This is a genomic window from Actinoplanes sp. DH11 (assembly GCF_020873875.1).
Taxonomy (GTDB): domain Bacteria; phylum Actinomycetota; class Actinomycetes; order Mycobacteriales; family Micromonosporaceae; genus Actinoplanes.
Window position 1 is genome coordinate 134278 of record NZ_JAHWGU010000011.1, and the last position, 16425, is coordinate 150702.

Consider the following 16425-nt stretch of genomic DNA (forward strand, 5'->3'; position numbering starts at 1 on the left):
CCCCGCAGTCCGCATCGAAAGGTGGGCTCAGATGACTGACGTAGCCAAGAAAGCGGACACCGTCACCCTCACCGTCGACGGCGTCGAGGTGACGGCGGAGAAGGGCGAGCTGGTCATCCGGGTCGCCGAGCGGATGGGCATCGCGATCCCGCGGTTCTGCGACCACCCGCTGCTCGCACCGGCCGGCGCCTGCCGGCAGTGCCTGGTCGAGGTGGAGGGCCAGCGCAAGCCGGTCGCCTCGTGCACCCAGACGGTGGCCGAGGGCATGGTGGTGAAGACCCAGCTCAGCTCGCCGGTGGCCGCGAAGGCGCAGGCCGGGATCATGGAAATGCTCCTGATCAACCACCCGCTCGACTGCCCGACCTGCGACAAGGGCGGCGAGTGCCCGCTGCAGAACCAGGCGATGAGCACCGGCCGGGCCGACTCGCGCTTCGTCGAGCACAAGCGGGAGTACGAGAAGCCGATCCACATCTCCAGCCAGGTGCTGCTGGACCGGGAACGCTGCGTGCTCTGCCAGCGCTGCACCCGGTTCTCCGAGGAGATCGCCGGTGACAAGTTCATCGACCTGATGGACCGTTCCTCCGGCGAGCAGATCAACGTCTACCGGGACGACTTCTTCGGCGGCGAGGGCACCGGGGACGGTCAGGCCGGCGAGGACGAGGGGGACGTGCCGTTCAACTCGTACTTCTCCGGCAACACCATCCAGATCTGCCCGGTCGGTGCGCTCACCGGCGAGCAGTACCGGTTCCGCGCCCGCCCGTTCGACCTGGTCTCCTCGCCGAGCGCCTGCGAGCACTGCGCGGCGGGCTGTTCGCAGCGCGCCGACCACCGGCGCGGCAAGGTGCTGCGCCGGCTGGCCGGTGACGACCCGGCGGTCAACGAGGAGTGGAACTGCGACAAGGGCCGCTGGGGCTTCCGGTACACCACGGCCACCGATCGCATCACCACGCCGCTGCTGCGCGACCCGGCCTCCGGCCGGCTGCGGGAGGCCTCCTGGAGTGAGGCGCTGCTGGCGGCGGCGGAGGGTCTGCGGGACGCACGGGAGCGCGGCGTGGGCGTGCTTCCGGGTGGGCGGCTGACGGTCGAGGACGCGTACGCGTACGCGAAGTTCGCCCGGGTCGTGCTCGGCACCAACGACATCGATTTCCGGGCCCGGCCGATCCGGAGTTCCGGCTCGTCACCGGCCACGACGGAGGAGGCGGACTTCCTCGCGGCCTCGGTCGCCGGGATCACCGACGTGACGTACGAGGCGGTCGAGAACGCGCCGTCGGTCCTGATCGTCGGGCTCGAGCCGGAGGAGGAGTGCCCGATCCTCTTCCTGCGCCTGCGCAAGGGCCACCTCAAGCGGAAGCTCACGGTCACGGCCGTCTCGCCGTACCTCTCCCGGGGTCTGGAGAAGCTCGGCGCCGCGCTCGTCGCGGCGGTCCCCGGTGACGAGGCCCGGCTGCTCAACACCGATCCGGCGGTCGCCGGCGCGCTCAGCGCGCCCGGCTCCGTGCTGATCGTGGGCGAGCGGCTGGCGACCGTGCCCGGTGGACTTTCCGCAGCGGCCGCCCTGGCCCGGCGGACCGGCGCCCGGCTGGCCTGGGTGCCGCGCCGGGCCGGTGACCGGGGCGCGCTCGACGCCGGTTGCCTGCCGAACCTGCTGCCCGGCGGCCGTCCGGTCACCGACGTGGCCGCCCGGGCCGAGCTCTCGCTCGCCTGGCGGGTCGAGGCGGGCGTGCTGCCCAGCACGGCCGGTCGTGATGTCGACCGGATCGTCGCGGCGGCCGCGGACGGCACACTCGGCGCCCTGCTGGTCGGCGGCGTGGACCCGGCCGACCTGGCCGACCCGCGGCTGGCCGAGGAGGCGCTCGCGGCCGTGCCGTTCGTGGTCAGCCTGGAGCTGCGGCAGAGCGCGGTGACCCGGCACGCCGACGTGGTGCTGCCGATCGCCCCGGCGGTCGAGAAGGCCGGCACCTACATGGACTGGGAGGGCCGGCTGCGCTCGTTCGCCGCGGTTCTCCCGGGCACGGCGATGACCGACGGCCGGGTGCTGGAGGCGATCGCGGCCCTGCTCGACGTCACCCTGAACACCGGTGACGTCTCGGCGATCCGCCGGGAGCTCGGCAGTCTGCCGGCCGCGACGGCCCGGCCGGCACTGCCGGCCGCCGAGGTCGTGGAGCCGGCCCGGCCGGCCGAGCGGGAGGCGGTCCTCGCCACCTGGCACCAGCTGCTCGACCTGGGCACGCTGCTCGACGGCGACGAGGTCCTGGCCGGCACGGCCCGCCCGCCGGTGGCCCGGATCGGCAAGGACCTGGCGGAGTCGCTCGGGGTTGTCGACGGTGACCTGGTCACGGTCAGCACCGACCGGGGTGGGGTCACGTTGCCGGCGGCGATCACCGACCTGCCGCCGGCCGTGGTGTGGCTGCCCACCAACTCACCGGGCTCGACGGTCCGCCGCAGTCTCGGCGTGACCGCCGGCGCGGTGGTCCGGCTGCAGGCCGGCGTACCGGGCCCGATCCTGGCCGAAGGGGTTGCGCGATGAACGCACTGCTGGCGGCGCACGCCGTCGATCCGACCCTCGAGACGTTCGAGAACGACATCTGGTGGATCACGCTGATCAAGCTGTTCGGCGTGTTCGTGCTGCTCCTGCTGCTGACCCTGTTCACGATCAACTATGAGCGCAAGGTCGTGGCCCGGATGGCGGTCCGGCCGGGGCCGAACCAGGTCGGGCCGAAGGGCTGGTTGCAGAGCCTCACCGACGGCCTGAAGCTGCCGTTCAAGGAGGAGATCATCCCGAAGACCGCCGACAAGGTGGTCTACTTCATCGCCCCGGTCATCTCCGCGACGGTGGCGTTCACCGCGTTCTCGGTGATCCCGTTCGGCGGCGTGGTGAACATGTTCGGTCAGCAGACCGCGCTTCAGCTCACCGACGTGCCGGTCTCGGTGCTGGTCCTGCTCGCCTGCTCCTCGATGGCGGTCTACGGCGTCGTGCTGGCCGGCTGGGCTTCCGGCTCGACCTACCCGCTGCTCGGTGGTCTCCGGTCCAGCGCCCAGATGATCTCGTACGAGGTCGCGATGGGCCTCTCGATCGTGGCGGTGTTCATGACCGCCGGCACGATGAGCACGTCGCAGATCGTCGCGGCCCAGGCGGACGGCACCCCGGTCAACATCTTCGGCGTCGACCTCACGGCGCCCGGGTGGTACGCGATCCAGCTCCTCCCCAGCTTCGTGATCTACATGATCGCGGCGGTCGGTGAGACGAACCGGGCGCCGTTCGACCTGCCCGAGGCGGAGTCGGAGCTGGTCGGCGGCTTCCACACGGAGTACTCGTCGTTCAAGTTCGCGCTCTTCTTCCTCGCCGAGTACATCAACATGATCACCGTCTCGGCGTTCTGCACGACGCTGTTCCTGGGCGGCTGGCGGGCGCCCGCGCCGATCACCACCGTCTGGGAGGGCGCGAACTCCGGCTACTGGCCGCTGATCTGGTTCTTCGGCAAGGTGCTGATCCTGCTCTTCGGGTTCATCTGGCTGCGGGCCACGCTGCCCCGGCTCCGCTACGACCAGTTCATGCGGTTCGGCTGGAAGGTCCTCATCCCGGTCAACCTGGTGTGGATCCTCTTCCTGGCGTACTTCAAGGTCGCCCGCAGCGGCGAGCTCTCCGACGAGGTCCGGTGGATCTCCACCGGTGCTATCGCGCTCGTCGTGCTGCTCGTCGCCTGGCGCTGGCCGGCGCCGAAGAAACCGAAGCCGGTCGCGATCGAGGAGGAGCTCGCCCGGCGCCCACCGGGCAGCTTCCCGGTCCCGCCGATGGACCTGCAGGTGCCGCCGAGCCCCCGCGCCCGCCGAGCCGTGGCCGAACGTGCCCCGGCCACCGTCGGTGGCGACCCCGAGACGAAGGAGGTGTGACGTGGCCACTCTGACCGGCTCCTTCAAGGGTTTCGGCGTGACCTTCGCGCACATGTTCCGCAAGGTGATCACGACCGACTACCCGTTCTCCCCGCCGAAGCCGGCACCTCGGTACCACGGCCGGCACATCCTGAACCGGCACCCGGACGGGCTGGAGAAGTGCATCGGCTGCGAGCTCTGCGCCTGGGCCTGCCCGGCCGACGCGATCTACGTCGAGGGCGGCGACAACACCGACGAGCAGCGGTTCTCCCCGGGCGAGCGGTACGCGAAGATCTACCAGATCAACTACGCCCGGTGCATCTTCTGCGGGCTCTGCATCGAGGCCTGCCCGACCCGGTCGCTCACCATGAGCAACGAGTACGAGCTGGCCCGTGACAGCCGTCAGGATCTGATCTTCACGAAGAAGGAGCTCCTGGCGCCACTGCTGCCCGGCATGGAGATGCCGCCGCACCCGATGCGGCTCGGCGAGACCGACAAGGACTACTACATCGGTGCGCTGACCAACCCGGGGACGTCGGCCGGTGCGGAACGCGCACCGTGGTCCGATGCGGACACCCACGACGCGTCCGACCCGGCGGAGCACGTCGACCGGGCGGAGACGGCGGGCACCGTACGCAAGGAGGGTTCGCCGCGATGACCGACCTGTTGATCGCCGCCGCGGCCGCGCCGGTCTCCACCGGCGAGGCTGTCGCGTTCTGGATCCTCGGCACGGTATCGGTGATCGGCGCGCTCGGCATGGTGCTGGCCCGCAACGCGGTGCACTCCGCGCTCTGGCTGGTCGTGACGATGCTCTGCCTGGGTTTCCTCTACGTCGTCAACGCGGCGCCGTTCCTGGGCATGGTGCAGATCATCGTCTACACCGGCGCCATCATGATGCTGTTCCTGTTCGTGCTGATGCTTGTCGGCCGGGACGCCTCGGACTCGCTGATCGAGACGCTGCGTGGTCAGCGGGTCGCGGCGATCCTGCTCGGCGTCGGGTTCGCCGCACTGATCGCCACCGGTCTGGCCCGTTCGCTCGGTGACATCACCGTGGTCGGCCTGACCGAGGCGAACCAGAACGGCAACGTCAAGGGTCTGGCCGCGCTGCTGTTCACCAACTACGTGTTCGCGTTCGAGGTGACTTCGGCCCTGCTCATCACGGCTGCGGTCGGCGCCATGGTGCTGGCCCACGTGGAGAAGGCCAAGGAGGAGAAGCTCGACCAGGTGACGCGGATGAAGGAGCGCTTCCGGCCGGGCAACTACCCCGGGCCGAAGCCCGGTCCCGGCGTCTACGCGAACACCATGTCGGTGGCCGCGCCGGCCCGCCTGCCGGACGGCAACGGTGCCGAGCGCAGCATCTCGCCGATCCTTCCGGTCCGTGAGCTGAGCAGCTCGGAGGTCGCACCGAAGGGCACGGAGAAGTGACTCCTGACTACTACATCGTTCTCTCGGTCGTCCTGTTCACCATCGGCGCGATCGGTGTACTGATCAGGCGTAACGCGATCGTCCTGTTCATGTGCATCGAGCTGATGCTGAACGCGGCGAACCTCGCGCTGATCACTTTCAGCCGGATCAACGGCGGCCTGGACGGCCAGATCATCTCGTTCTTCGTGATGGTCGTCGCGGCTGCCGAGGTCGTGGTCGGCCTCGCCATCATCATGTCGATCTTCCGTACGCGACGCTCGGCGAGCGTTGACGACGCGAACCTCCTCAAGTACTGAAGGGCCTTCACGTGGAACAGACAGTGGAGTTTGCCCCACCGACGGGAGTGCTGAGCAGCATCTGGCTGCTCGTCGCGATCCCGCTCGCCAGTGCGGCCGTCCTGCTGCTGCTCGGCAGGCGGGCCGACAAGTGGGGGCACTGGCTCGGCGTCCTCTCGGTCGCCGCATCGTTCGTGCTCGGCCTGGTCTTCTTCGCCAGCCTCGCGGGGCTGGACGCCGATCGGCGTTCGGCCGAGCTGAGCCTCTGGGATTTCATCGTCGTTGGCGGCCTCAACGTCGACTTCGGCCTGCTCTTCGACCCGCTTTCCGGTGTCTTCGTCCTGCTGATCACCGGCGTCGGATCACTCATCCACCTGTACGCGGTCGGCTACATGGAGCACGACCCCGGCCGGCGCAAGTTCTTCGCCTACTTCAACCTCTTCGTCGCCGCGATGTTGCTGCTGGTCCTCGGCAACAACTACGTGATGCTCTACTTCGGCTGGGAGGGCGTCGGCCTGGCGTCGTACCTGCTGATCTCGTTCTGGTACACCCGGCCGTCGGCGGCCACCGCCGGTAAGAAGGCGTTCCTGATGAACCGGGTCGGCGACGCCGGCCTGGCCATCGGCATCTTCCTGATGTTCACCGAGCTGGGCAGCACCCAGTACGACGACGTCTTCAACGGCGCCTCCACGCTCGCCGCCGGCACCGTGCTGATCATGGGCATCCTGTTGCTCCTCGGCGCCTGCGGCAAGTCCGGCCAGTTCCCGTTGCAGGCGTGGTTGCCGGACGCCATGGAGGGCCCGACCCCGGTCTCCGCCCTGATCCACGCGGCGACCATGGTCACCGCGGGCGTCTACCTGATCGCCCGCTCCAACCCGATCTTCTCGGCGAACACCACGCTGCAGCTGATCGTGGTGAGCGTGGGTGCGCTGACCCTGCTGATCGGCTGTGTCATCGGCGCGGCGAAGGACGACATCAAGCGGGTGCTCGCCTGGTCGACGGTGAGCCAGATCGGCTACATGTTCCTCGGCGTCGGGCTCGGTGGTGGCGCGTACGCGCTGGCCATCGTGCACCTGCTGGCCCACGGCTTCTTCAAGGCCAACATGTTCCTCGGCGCCGGCTCGGTCATGCACGGCATGCACGACCAGGTCGACATCCGGCGGTTCGGCGGCCTGTCGAAGCACATGAAGATCACCTGGATCACCTTCGGCACCGGCTGGCTTGCGATCATCGGCATCCCGCCGCTCTCCGGCTACTTCTCCAAGGAGCCGATCATCGCGTCCGCGTTCGAGCGCGAAGTGGTCTGGGAGGCCTGGGTGTTCGGCCTGGCCGCGCTGCTCGGCGCCGGGCTCACCGCGTTCTACATGACCCGGCTGTTCTGGCTGACGTTCCACGGCCCGGCCCGCTGGACCGACGACATCAAGCATCCGCACGAGTCGCCGCCGATCATGACGATTCCGCTGATCCTGCTCGCGATCGGCTCGGTCGGTGCGGGTTACCTGATGAGCACCAGCGTGCCGGAGTGGCTCACGCCGGTGCTGGGTGAGTCGCACGGCGAGGCGGCGCACGGGGTGCTCGGGCACACCACGGTCACCATCCTGTCGCTGGTGGTCACGGTCCTCGGCGCCGGTCTGGCGTGGGCGTTGTTCCGCAACGGCACGGCCACCGAGCCGCAGCCTGCTGGGGCACTCGTCACCGCGGCGCGGCGCAACCTCTACACCGACGCGTTCAACGAGGCGGTGTTCGAGCGGCCCGGCATCTACCTCACCCGGGCCCTGGTCTTCCTCGACAACCGGGGCATCGACGGTGTGGTGAACGGCCTGGCGGCCGGGATCGGCGGGGGCTCCGCGCGCCTGCGGCGGCTTCAGACCGGTTTTGTACGGTCCTACGCGCTCTCGATGCTCACCGGCGCCATGCTGGTCGTCGGCGCCTTCATCGCGATCCAGCTGGGGTGGTTGGCGTGACGAACATTATTCGGTCCGGCCACAACACAATCGTCGGCTTTGCGGGATTTGGGAGGCCGAATAATGTTCGATGAGTTCCCGTTCTTGAGCGTTCTCACCGTGCTTCCGCTGGTGGGCGCGGCAGTGGTGGCGTTCATCCCGCGGGCCAAGGCCGAGCTGGCGAAGATCGTCGCGCTCGCCTGGTCACTTGTCGTCCTGGTGCTCAGCGTCGTCATGTGGCTGGCGTTCACCATCGACGGCGACCGGTTCCAGTTCCACGAGTCGTACGCGTGGATCCCCACCTGGGACGCCCGCTTCACCTTCGCCGCCGACGGCATCGCGCTCGTCATGCTGATGCTCATCGCGATCCTCTTCCCGGTCGTCATCCTGGCCTCCTGGAACGACGTCGACCAGAGCCGCCGGTCGGCACCGGCGTACTTCGCGCTGCTGCTGTCCTTCGAATTCACGATGATCGGTGTGTTCGCCGCGGCGGACGTCTTCCTGTTCTACGTGTTCTTCGAGATCATGCTGATTCCGATGTACTTCATCATCGGGTCGTTCGGCACCGGCCAGAAGCAGTACGCGGCGGTCAAGTTCTTCCTCTACAGCCTGGTCGGCGGCCTCTTCATGCTCGCCTCGGTGATCGGTCTGTGGGTGCTCGGCGGGCGTACCTTCGACTTCACCAAGCTCGCCGAGGCGACCGCCTCGATTGATCCGAACACCGCGCGCTGGCTGTTCCTGGGCTTCTTCGTGGCGTTCGCGATCAAGGCGCCGTTCTTCCCGTTCCACACCTGGCTGCCGGACTCCGGTGGTGCCGCGCCTGCCGGTGCGGCCGCGCTGCTCGTCGGCGTGATGGACAAGGTGGGCACGTTCGGCCTGTTGCGCTACTGCCTCTCGCTCTTCCCGGAGGCGTCGCGCTGGTTCGCGCCGGCCGCGATGGCCCTCGCGGTCATCGGCATCATCTACGCGTCGCTGCTCGCGGTCGGCCAGAAGGACCTGAAGCGGCTGGTGTCGTACACGTCGATCGCGCACTTCGGCTTCATCGGCATCGGCATCTTCGCGTTCACCACCCAGGCCGGCACGGGCGCGGTGCTCTACATGGTCAACCACGGCCTCGCCACCGGCCTGCTCTTCATCGTGGTCGGGATGTTCGTGGCCCGGCGCGGGTCGGCGCTGGTCAGTGACTTCGGCGGCGCCGGGAAACTGGTGCCGGTGCTGGCCGGTGTGCTGTTCTTCGCCGGTCTGGCGTCGCTGGCTCTGCCCGGGACCGCGCCGTTCGTCAGCGAGTTCCTGGTCCTGATCGGCACGTTCAGCGTGCACAAGGGGTACGCCGTGGTGGCGACCCTGGGCATCATCCTGGCGGCGGCGTACGTGCTGTGGATGATCCAGCGGACCACACAGGGCACGCTCAACCCGGCGCTGGCCGAGGTGCCGGCGATGTCCAAGGACCTCAGTCTGCGCGAGAAGTTCGTGGTCGCGCCGCTGATCGCCCTGCTGCTGGTGCTCGGCTTCTACCCGAAACCGGTCACCGACGTGATCAACCCGGCGGTGCAGGCGACCCTGCAGGACGTCGGCACCACCGACCCGGCCCCGACGGTGGTCGCGGATGGAAAGGCAGGCGGCTGAGCCATGGGAGAACTGCAACTGCCCCCGATCGACTACGGCGCACTGGCGCCCATGTTGATCCTGTTCGGAGCCGCCTGCCTCGGTGTGCTGGTCGAGGTGATCGCCCCGCGCCGGGCGCGCCACCCGGTCCAGCTGACGCTCTCCCTGCTCGCCGTCGTGGCGGCGCTCACCGCCGTGGTGCTCCAGCGGGACACCCGGATCACCACGATCGGTGGTGCGGTCGCGATCGACGGCCCGGCGCTGTTCCTGCAGGGCGCCATCCTGGTGCTCGGCGCGGTCTCGCTGCTGCTGATCGGTGAGCGTTCGATCGAGCAGGGCGGCGCGTTCGTCTCGCAGGCCGCGATCACCGTCGGCTCGGAGAAGGACATGCGGCAGGCCGGCGGCGAGCCGGGTGCAACCGAGGTCTACCCGCTCACCCTGTTCGCCCTCGGCGGCATGATGCTCTTCGTCTCGGCGAACGACCTGCTCACCATGTTCGTGGCCCTGGAGGTATTCTCGCTGCCGCTTTACCTGCTCTGCGCGCTGGCCCGCCGCCGGCGTCTGCTGAGCCAGGAGGCAGCGCTCAAGTACTTCCTGCTCGGTTCGTACGCCTCCGCCTTCTTCCTGTTCGGCGTGGCCTTCATCTACGGCTTCGCCGGCGGGATCCGGCTCGAGGTGGTGCGGGACGCGGTGGCCAACCCGCAGAACAGCCAGGTGCTGCTGTACGCCGGCTTCGGCCTGATCGCCATCGGCCTGCTCTTCAAGGCCGCGCTGGCGCCGTTCCACGTCTGGACTCCGGATGTCTACCAGGGCGCGCCGACACCTGTCACCGCGTTCATGGCGGCCTGCACCAAGGTTGCCGCGTTCGGCGCGCTGCTGCGCATCCTGTACGTCGCCTTCGCCGGGGTGCAGTGGGACTTCCAACCGGTCCTCGGTGTCGTCGCGGTGCTGACGATGTTCGTCGGCGCCGTCCTGGCGGTCACCCAGACCGACCTGAAGCGCCTGCTGGCCTACTCGTCGATCGCGAACGCCGGCTACCTCATGGTCGGCGTCCTCGCGATGAACGAGGAGGGCCTGAGCAGCACACTGTTCTATCTGGTGGCGTACGGCTTCTCGGTGCTGGCGGCGTTCGCCATCCTGAGCCTGGTGCGCGACGCCGAGGGCGAGGCCACCCACCTGTCGCGCTGGGCCGGCATCGGCCGGAAGAGCCCGTTGCTGGCCGGCACGTTCACGCTGGTTCTGCTCGCCTTCGCCGGCATCCCGCTGACCAGCGGTTTCATGAGCAAGTTCGCGGTCTTCGGCGCGGCGATCGAGGGTGGCCAGACCTGGCTGGTGATCTTCGGTGTCATCTCCAGCATGCTCATCGCCTTCCCGTACCTGCGGATGGTCGTGCTGATGTGGCTCTCCGAGCCCGGTGAGTCCACTCCCTCGGTCTCCATCCCGGGCTTCCTCACCGCCACGGCCCTCGGCCTCGGTGTGATCGCCACGGTGGCCCTGGGCGTGATCCCGGCACCGCTGCTGGACCTGACTCAGGATGCGGGACAGTTCGTCCGCTGACCGATTCAGAACAGTCGACGGGTCCCGGTTGCACGACCGGGACCCGCCGTACATCTGCTGTCAAGTTTTTGATCTTGTCGTGCGCCACCCTGGGACAGAAACCGACGGAGGGGTATGGCATCGTGAGATGCGTGGTGAGCACCGGTGATCTGACGCTGTCGTCGCTGGGCCTCGACGTCGATCCCGCATTGGACGCGTCGGTGTCGGCGACGCTGGCCGCCGTGGAGGAAGCGCTGCGCGGCCATGTCGCCAGCGCCGACCCGCTGGTGGCCGAGGCCGCGCGCCATCTCGCCGACGCCGGGGGCAAACGGTTCCGGCCGCTGCTCGTCGCGCTCGGTGCGCAGTTCGGCGACCCGTCCGCACCGCAGATCGTGGACGCGGCGAACGTGGTCGAGCTGACCCATCTGGCGACGCTCTACCACGACGACGTCATGGACGAGGCCACCGTGCGCCGCGGCGCCCCCAGCGCCAACGCGCGCTGGGGCAACTCGGTGGCGATCCTGGTCGGCGACTACCTGTTCGCCCAGGCTGCCGACCTGGCCGCCGCGCTCGGCACCGAAGCCGTCCACCTGCAGGCACAGACCTTCGCCCGCCTCGTGCACGGCCAGATCGCCGAGACGGTCGGCCCGCGCGGCAGCGACCCCATCGAGCACTACCTGCACGTCATCACCGAGAAGACCGCCTCGCTGATCGCCACCGCGGCCCGCTTCGGCGGCCTGTTCTCCGGTGCGCCGAGCACCTACGTGGAGGCCCTGGCCGGTTACGGCGAGACCATCGGCATCGCCTTCCAGCTCTCCGACGACCTGCTCGACATCGCCTCCGAGTCGGTCCAGTCCGGCAAGACCCCCGGCACCGACCTGCGCGAGGGCGTCCCAACACTGCCGGTCCTCTACGCGCTCGCCGGTGACGACACCGACGCCTCCGCGGTCCGCCTGCGCGAACTCCTCTCGGACGGCCCGATCATCGACGACGCCCGGCACGCCGAGGCGTTGACGCTGCTCCGCGAGTCGGCCGCGATGAAACAGGCCCGCGAGACGGTGCGCTCCTACGCCGAGGAGGCGCGGGCCCAGCTGGCCCCGCTGCCCACCGGCGAGGCGCGGCGCACGATGGAGGCGCTCTGCGACTTCATCGCCGACCGTACGGGGTAGGGCCCGCCCCGGCCCCCTCGGCGTCGCTGTGTCACCCCGTGACATAGTCAACACAAAGTTGTCACGTCCGCACCGGCCGTAACGCCACAGCTGCCATCCCCGCGATGCCCGGGCTGAGCCGGTTGCGTGGCGGCGAGATCGGGCCTACGCGCGTGCGTGGCGGCGTAGCAGGCGGCTTCCGAAGAGCATCAGGACGGCGGCCGACACCATCGCGGCGGCGCCGGACATCCACATGGCCGGATAGCCGGCCAGGTCGGCGACCGCGCCGAGGCCAAGAGGTCCCACGCAGCCGCCGGCGTACACCCCGGTCTGCGTGATCGACGTGGCCGCCGCCGGAGCCTGCGGGTGCAGCCGCACCACGGCGAAGGTCATCAGGCCCGGCCAGGCCCAGCCGAAACCGAAGCCTGTCGCGATTCCGGCGACCAAGGCCACCGGCCCCGGGACCGCGAGCAGCGCCAGACCGGCCGCCCCCGTGGCGAGCAGGGCCGCGATGACCCCGACCTGCCGTTCCGGGTGGTGGTCGGCCTGCCAGCCACCGAGGACCCGGGCCAGCGCACAGATCGCGCCGCCGAGGGTGAGCGCCAGACCGGCCGATCCCGGTTCGATGCCCCGGTCGACGGCGGAGGAGACGACGAAGGTGCCGAGCGCGTTCGCGGATCCGGCGGCAAGCATTGCCGCGAGACCGATGACGATCAGTGCGGTGGTGGCCTGACCGGACTCCGTGGCCGTCCGTTTCCGCCGGGTTTCCCGGGGCACCAGCGGGATGGTGGCGCTCGCGGCCACGGCGGCGATGACGAAGGCCCAGCGCCAGCCGACGGTGAGGGCGACTACCGGTACGGCTGCTCCGGCGAGGAGGGTGCTGACCGGGATGGCTGCCTGTTTGATGCCGAATGTCAGGCCCTGCCGGTGGGTCGGCACGTGCCGGGACAGGCTGGTGTTGCTGGCGAGCTGGCCGAGCGCGTTGGCCCCGGCGCCGAGGGCGAGGATCGCGACGAGCGTCCACAGTGATCGGGCGAGGCCGGCGACGGCGAGCAGGGAGACGGCCGCGAGGGCGATGCCGGCGCGGGCGATCCGGGTCGCTCCGTAACGTTCGACGAGGGCGCCGGCCGGGATCGAGGCGAGCGCGCTCGCTCCGAAGTAGGCGGAAACCGCGAGACCGAGGCCGGCGGGGGAGAAATCGAGCTCTTCGCCGACCTGAACGGCGAGACCTCCGACCAGGAAGACCGGTATCGAAACAGCGATCGTCGTGGTAAGTGCGCCGACCGTCGCCCACCCCGCGTTGGAGCTGGTGGAACCGGTTCCGCTCGAATCGATCATCGGCTTGTGCACTCGACTCAGGCTAAGTCAGACATGGCACGTTCGGCTGCGGACAGTCCTATTGATCACACCCGCTGTGTAAATCGATCGTGATCCACATGCTTTTGGCATTCCGTCGACGAACGTTTCTTCATATGGTGTAAGTCCCTGGCCTCGGAGGTAGCTGTGCGTGACCCCCTAGCGGAGCCGTCAGATCTCATCCGGAGCGTGTCGCGTGCCCTGCGCGTGCTGGAATCGGTCGGTCGTGCTCCGCGTGGACTCACCGTGAAGCAGATCGCCCGGCGGTGCGAGCTGACCGTCGCGACGACCTATCACCTGGTGCGGACGCTCGCCTACGAGGGGTACGTGATCCGCCGCGAGGACGGCACGTACATCGTCGGGCTGGAGATCGCCGATCGGTACCGTGAGCTGGTCTCGGCGTTCCGTGGCCCACCCGCCGTCGGTGAGGCGCTGCGCCGGGCCGCGCTGGACACCGGGTACAGCCATTACCTGGGCCGGTTCGTCGGCGGCCGGATCGCGGTGACCGCGTCGGCGGAGGGCGCCCGGTCGCCGTTCCTGGACGACGTCGCCCCCGGATTCGACGAGGGCGGCCACGCCACCGCGCTCGGCAAGGCGCTGCTCGCCACCCTTACGCCGGACCAGCGGTCGCGCTATCTGCGCGACTACGGGATGCGCGGGTTCACGCCGGCGACCCTGACCACGCCGGAGGCCCTCGAGGCCGACCTGGCCGCCGGGGAGCGGCGCGGCATGCAGATCGAAATGGGACAGTTCCGGCAGGGGCTGGCCTCGGCGGCCGTGGTCGTCGTCGCCGACCGCGACATGGAACGCCGCCTCGTTCTGGCCTGCTCCATGCCGGCGGCGGAGATGCTGACCTCGGCCCGCGTGGTGCGGGCGAAACTCACCGCGGCGGCGCGGAACGTGGCCGAGGCGCTGTCCGGCGGCGAATCCGCGACCGCCTGAAAGCGATCGCCCGGAAACGATCTTTGACAGGGCCCGCTCGAACGCCGCGACCCGTGGCTCTGCGCGATCGAACCGCCACGGCCTGACCGGGGGCGCTAAGGAGCCGTTGAACCCTAGCGCCGCATGCCGCGTACCAGACATCGGGACGGGCGAGCCGGCGGGAGGCGGTAGTCATGCGGTGCGAGGACGGGCACGACGACGCCGCCTACGTCCTCGGCGCGCTGTCGCCGGGTGAGCGGGCGGCGTACGAGAATCACCTGGCCAGTTGCTCCTTCTGCCGGGAGGCCGTCGCCGATCTGGCCCGGGTCCCGGACATGCTGGACCGCCTCGACGCCGACGAGTTCGCCCGCCTGCTCGACCCCACCCTGTCCACGTCGTACCCGCCCCGGACGCCGCAGGCTCCGACCCGGAACCGTAAACGCGTCCGCTCCCTGCCGATCCGGCTCGCCAGCACGGCCGCCGCCGCGGTGCTCATCCTGCTGATCGGCGGCGGCGTCGTGGCGTGGAGCAACGACCAGCAGGCGCCCGCCGGGCCGCCGTCGGGCCCGGCCGTGGCGATGACACCTGTCGACGACGTCTCCGCGATCACCGCGACCGTCCGGCTCACGAACACCGCCGGTGGCACCAAGGTGGAGATGCTCTGCTCGTACAGCGAGACGGCGGACCGGGCCTACACGTTCCGGCTCATCGCGTACGGGCCGGACGAGCAGAAGGAACAACTCGGCTCCTGGCTGGCGCAACCCGGCACGGAGTTCCGGATGCCCGGTGCCACCCACTTCGGCGAGGGCAGCCTGTCGCGGCTGGAGATCGTGCGGTTCGACGGCAAGGCCGTGCTGTCCTACAAGCCGCCCGGCTTCGACTGAGCGACCTCAGCGTGCGGGCAGGGCGGTCGCGGTGGCGGCCGCCGCCTCGGCTGCCGCCCGGTTCCGGGCCTGCATCCGGGCGTTCCGGATGCCGTCCACCGTGAAAATCATCAGCGCCACCCAGACCAGGCCGAAACCGGCGATCCGGGCCGGCGGCATCGGCTCGTGGTAGAGCAGCACACCGCAGGCCAGCTGGAGGATCGGCGCGACGTACTGGAGGATGCCGAGGCCGACGAGCGGCACCCGGTTGGCCGCGCCGGCGAAGAGCAGCAGCGGGACAGCGGTGAACACCCCGGAGACCAGCAGCAGTACGGTGTGCGTCGCCGACACGTGCCCGAACTGGGCGCCGCCGTCGATGTTCAGCCAGGTCAGGTACGCGAGGGCGGGCAGTGCCAGGACGCCCGACTCGACGAACAGGCCCTCGGCCGGCGGCAGCGACATCCGCTTCTTGATCAAGCCGTAGGAGCCGAACGAGGCGGCCAGGGTGAGCGCGACGTACGGCAGGTGTCCGTAATCGATGGTGAGGATCGCGACCGCGAGTGCGCCGATGCCGACGGCCGCCCACTGCCAGCTCCGCAGCCGCTCGTGCAGCACGGTGACGCCGAGCAGGACCACGACAAGGGGCGTGATGAAGTAGCCGAGCGCGGTCTCCACCACCCGGGACGAGTTGACCGCCCAGATGTAGGTGCCCCAGTTGACACCGATCAGCAGCGCGGCCAGGGAGACCCCGGCGAGCAGACGCGGGGTGCGCAGGATCCGGCCCAGGAAGGCCCAGTTGCGCATCACGGTGAGCAGCAGCGCCACGAAGACGACCGACCAGAGGATCCGGTGCCCGAGGATCTCCAGCGCCGGTGATGGCTGCAGCAATTTGAAGTAGATGGGGAAGAAACCCCAGAGCGTGTACGCCGTCAGGCCGTACAGGTATCCGCGCCGCTCGTCGCTCATGCCCCCACGGTAAGGGCTCCGACCGGAATCGGTCCTTGCTGATATGGGCCAGGTCACGAGGCCAATTCGTGGTGGCTGGCCTGCTTCGGCGGGGACACCGTCGCCGGTGGCCCCGCCGGCCGGGTCAGTCGTCGCCGTCCGGGACCAGCATGTTGAGTACCCAGCTCACGACGCCGACCAGGAGTGCGCCGAGGAGGGCGGCCGGCCAGAAGCTGTCGACGTGGAAGCCGAGACCCAGCTCGCCGGCGATCCAGCTGGTGAGCATGAAGAGCAGGCCGTTCACGACGAGCGCGATCAGGCCGAGCGTGAGAACGTACAGCCCGCAGCCGAGAACCTTGATGATCGGCCGCAGGATCGCGTTGACCACACCGAAGATCACTGCGACCGCGACAAGCGTGCCGGCCTTGCCGCCCGCCGAATCCGAGGTGAGGTCGATTCCGTCGATCACCAGGGTCGCGATCCACAGTGAGACGGCCGTGATCAGAAGCCGGATGAGGATGCCCATGGCACGCGATGG

Annotated in this window: 14 protein-coding genes; 11 read left to right on the forward strand and 3 right to left on the reverse strand. The window is 69.4% G+C overall.

Annotated elements, in window-relative coordinates; translation table 11 throughout:
* The first annotated feature begins 31 nt into the window (after positions 1-31).
* From LPA41_RS18145 to LPA41_RS18185, 9 genes are all read left to right on the forward strand, one after another.
* Positions 32-2527, forward strand: a complete 2496-nt coding sequence (locus tag LPA41_RS18145; protein ID WP_229071794.1) for an NADH-quinone oxidoreductase subunit G — start codon at positions 32-34, stop codon at positions 2525-2527.
* Complete coding sequence (nuoH, locus tag LPA41_RS18150; protein WP_374238173.1) at positions 2524-3891, forward strand: NADH-quinone oxidoreductase subunit NuoH; 1368 nt, start codon at positions 2524-2526, stop codon at positions 3889-3891. Before LPA41_RS18145 ends, nuoH begins: the two co-directional genes overlap by 4 nt.
* Before the next feature lies 1 nt (position 3892).
* Positions 3893-4528 (forward strand): NADH-quinone oxidoreductase subunit NuoI, encoded by a 636-nt coding sequence (gene nuoI / locus LPA41_RS18155; protein WP_229071796.1) that lies wholly within the window; start codon positions 3893-3895, stop codon positions 4526-4528.
* A complete protein-coding gene (locus LPA41_RS18160; protein WP_229071798.1) occupies positions 4525-5295 on the forward strand; it encodes an NADH-quinone oxidoreductase subunit J in 771 nt (256 codons plus the stop codon). The genes nuoI and LPA41_RS18160 overlap by 4 nt, the downstream gene beginning before the upstream one ends.
* The gene (gene nuoK, locus LPA41_RS18165; RefSeq protein WP_229071799.1) at positions 5292-5591 is read left to right on the forward strand and encodes an NADH-quinone oxidoreductase subunit NuoK; all 300 of its coding nucleotides are present in this window, start codon (positions 5292-5294) and stop codon (positions 5589-5591) included. Before LPA41_RS18160 ends, nuoK begins: the two co-directional genes overlap by 4 nt.
* Before the next feature lie 11 nt (positions 5592-5602).
* Complete coding sequence (nuoL, locus tag LPA41_RS18170; protein WP_229071801.1) at positions 5603-7534, forward strand: NADH-quinone oxidoreductase subunit L; 1932 nt, start codon at positions 5603-5605, stop codon at positions 7532-7534.
* Positions 7535-7597: 63 nt separating this feature from the next.
* Positions 7598-9139 carry an NADH-quinone oxidoreductase subunit M gene (locus LPA41_RS18175; RefSeq protein ID WP_229071803.1) on the forward strand — a complete coding sequence of 514 codons (1542 nt, stop codon included), beginning with the start codon at positions 7598-7600 and terminating at the stop codon, positions 9137-9139.
* 3 nt (positions 9140-9142) lie between these two features.
* Complete coding sequence (gene nuoN / locus LPA41_RS18180; RefSeq protein WP_229071805.1) at positions 9143-10675, forward strand: NADH-quinone oxidoreductase subunit NuoN; 1533 nt, start codon at positions 9143-9145, stop codon at positions 10673-10675.
* 134 nt (positions 10676-10809) lie between these two features.
* Positions 10810-11823, forward strand: coding sequence for a polyprenyl synthetase family protein (locus tag LPA41_RS18185; RefSeq protein ID WP_374238178.1), 1014 nt, complete (start codon positions 10810-10812; stop codon positions 11821-11823).
* A 144-nt stretch (positions 11824-11967) separates the two neighbouring features.
* On the opposite strand, the gene LPA41_RS18190 is transcribed toward LPA41_RS18185, so the two are convergent.
* Positions 11968-13140 carry an MFS transporter gene (locus tag LPA41_RS18190; protein WP_229071917.1) on the reverse strand — a complete coding sequence of 391 codons (1173 nt, stop codon included), beginning with the start codon at positions 13138-13140 and terminating at the stop codon, positions 11968-11970.
* A gap of 165 nt (positions 13141-13305) precedes the next feature.
* Here LPA41_RS18190 and LPA41_RS18195 point away from each other — a divergent pair, with 165 nt between their 5' ends.
* Positions 13306-14100: an IclR family transcriptional regulator gene (locus LPA41_RS18195; protein ID WP_014440419.1), complete on the forward strand. Its 795-nt coding sequence runs from the start codon at positions 13306-13308 to the stop codon at positions 14098-14100.
* 173 nt (positions 14101-14273) lie between these two features.
* The gene (locus tag LPA41_RS18200; protein ID WP_229071807.1) at positions 14274-14963 is read left to right on the forward strand and encodes a zf-HC2 domain-containing protein; all 690 of its coding nucleotides are present in this window, start codon (positions 14274-14276) and stop codon (positions 14961-14963) included.
* Positions 14964-14969: 6 nt separating this feature from the next.
* Here LPA41_RS18200 and rarD read toward each other — a convergent pair whose 3' ends face one another.
* Positions 14970-15908, reverse strand: a complete 939-nt coding sequence (gene rarD, locus LPA41_RS18205) for an EamA family transporter RarD (protein WP_229071809.1) — start codon at positions 15906-15908, stop codon at positions 14970-14972.
* A gap of 124 nt (positions 15909-16032) precedes the next feature.
* Positions 16033-16413: a phage holin family protein gene (locus LPA41_RS18210; RefSeq protein ID WP_229071811.1), complete on the reverse strand. Its 381-nt coding sequence runs from the start codon at positions 16411-16413 to the stop codon at positions 16033-16035.
* Positions 16414-16425: the final 12 nt, after the last annotated feature.

Bases quoted from the DNA above. Each gene is read 5' to 3' on its own strand.
- nuoN (WP_229071805.1), top strand. From the start codon at position 9,143: ATGGGAGAACTGCAACTGCCCCCGATCGACTACGGCGCACTGGCGCCC.
- LPA41_RS18175 (WP_229071803.1), top strand. From the start codon at position 7,598: ATGTTCGATGAGTTCCCGTTCTTGAGCGTTCTCACCGTGCTTCCGCTG.
- rarD (WP_229071809.1), bottom strand. From the start codon at position 15,908: ATGAGCGACGAGCGGCGCGGATACCTGTACGGCCTGACGGCGTACACG.
- LPA41_RS18145 (WP_229071794.1), top strand. From the start codon at position 32: ATGACTGACGTAGCCAAGAAAGCGGACACCGTCACCCTCACCGTCGAC.
- nuoH (WP_374238173.1), top strand. From the start codon at position 2,524: ATGAACGCACTGCTGGCGGCGCACGCCGTCGATCCGACCCTCGAGACG.
- LPA41_RS18210 (WP_229071811.1), bottom strand. From the start codon at position 16,413: ATGGGCATCCTCATCCGGCTTCTGATCACGGCCGTCTCACTGTGGATC.
- LPA41_RS18200 (WP_229071807.1), top strand. From the start codon at position 14,274: ATGCGGTGCGAGGACGGGCACGACGACGCCGCCTACGTCCTCGGCGCG.
- LPA41_RS18190 (WP_229071917.1), bottom strand. From the start codon at position 13,140: ATGATCGATTCGAGCGGAACCGGTTCCACCAGCTCCAACGCGGGGTGG.
- LPA41_RS18160 (WP_229071798.1), top strand. From the start codon at position 4,525: ATGACCGACCTGTTGATCGCCGCCGCGGCCGCGCCGGTCTCCACCGGC.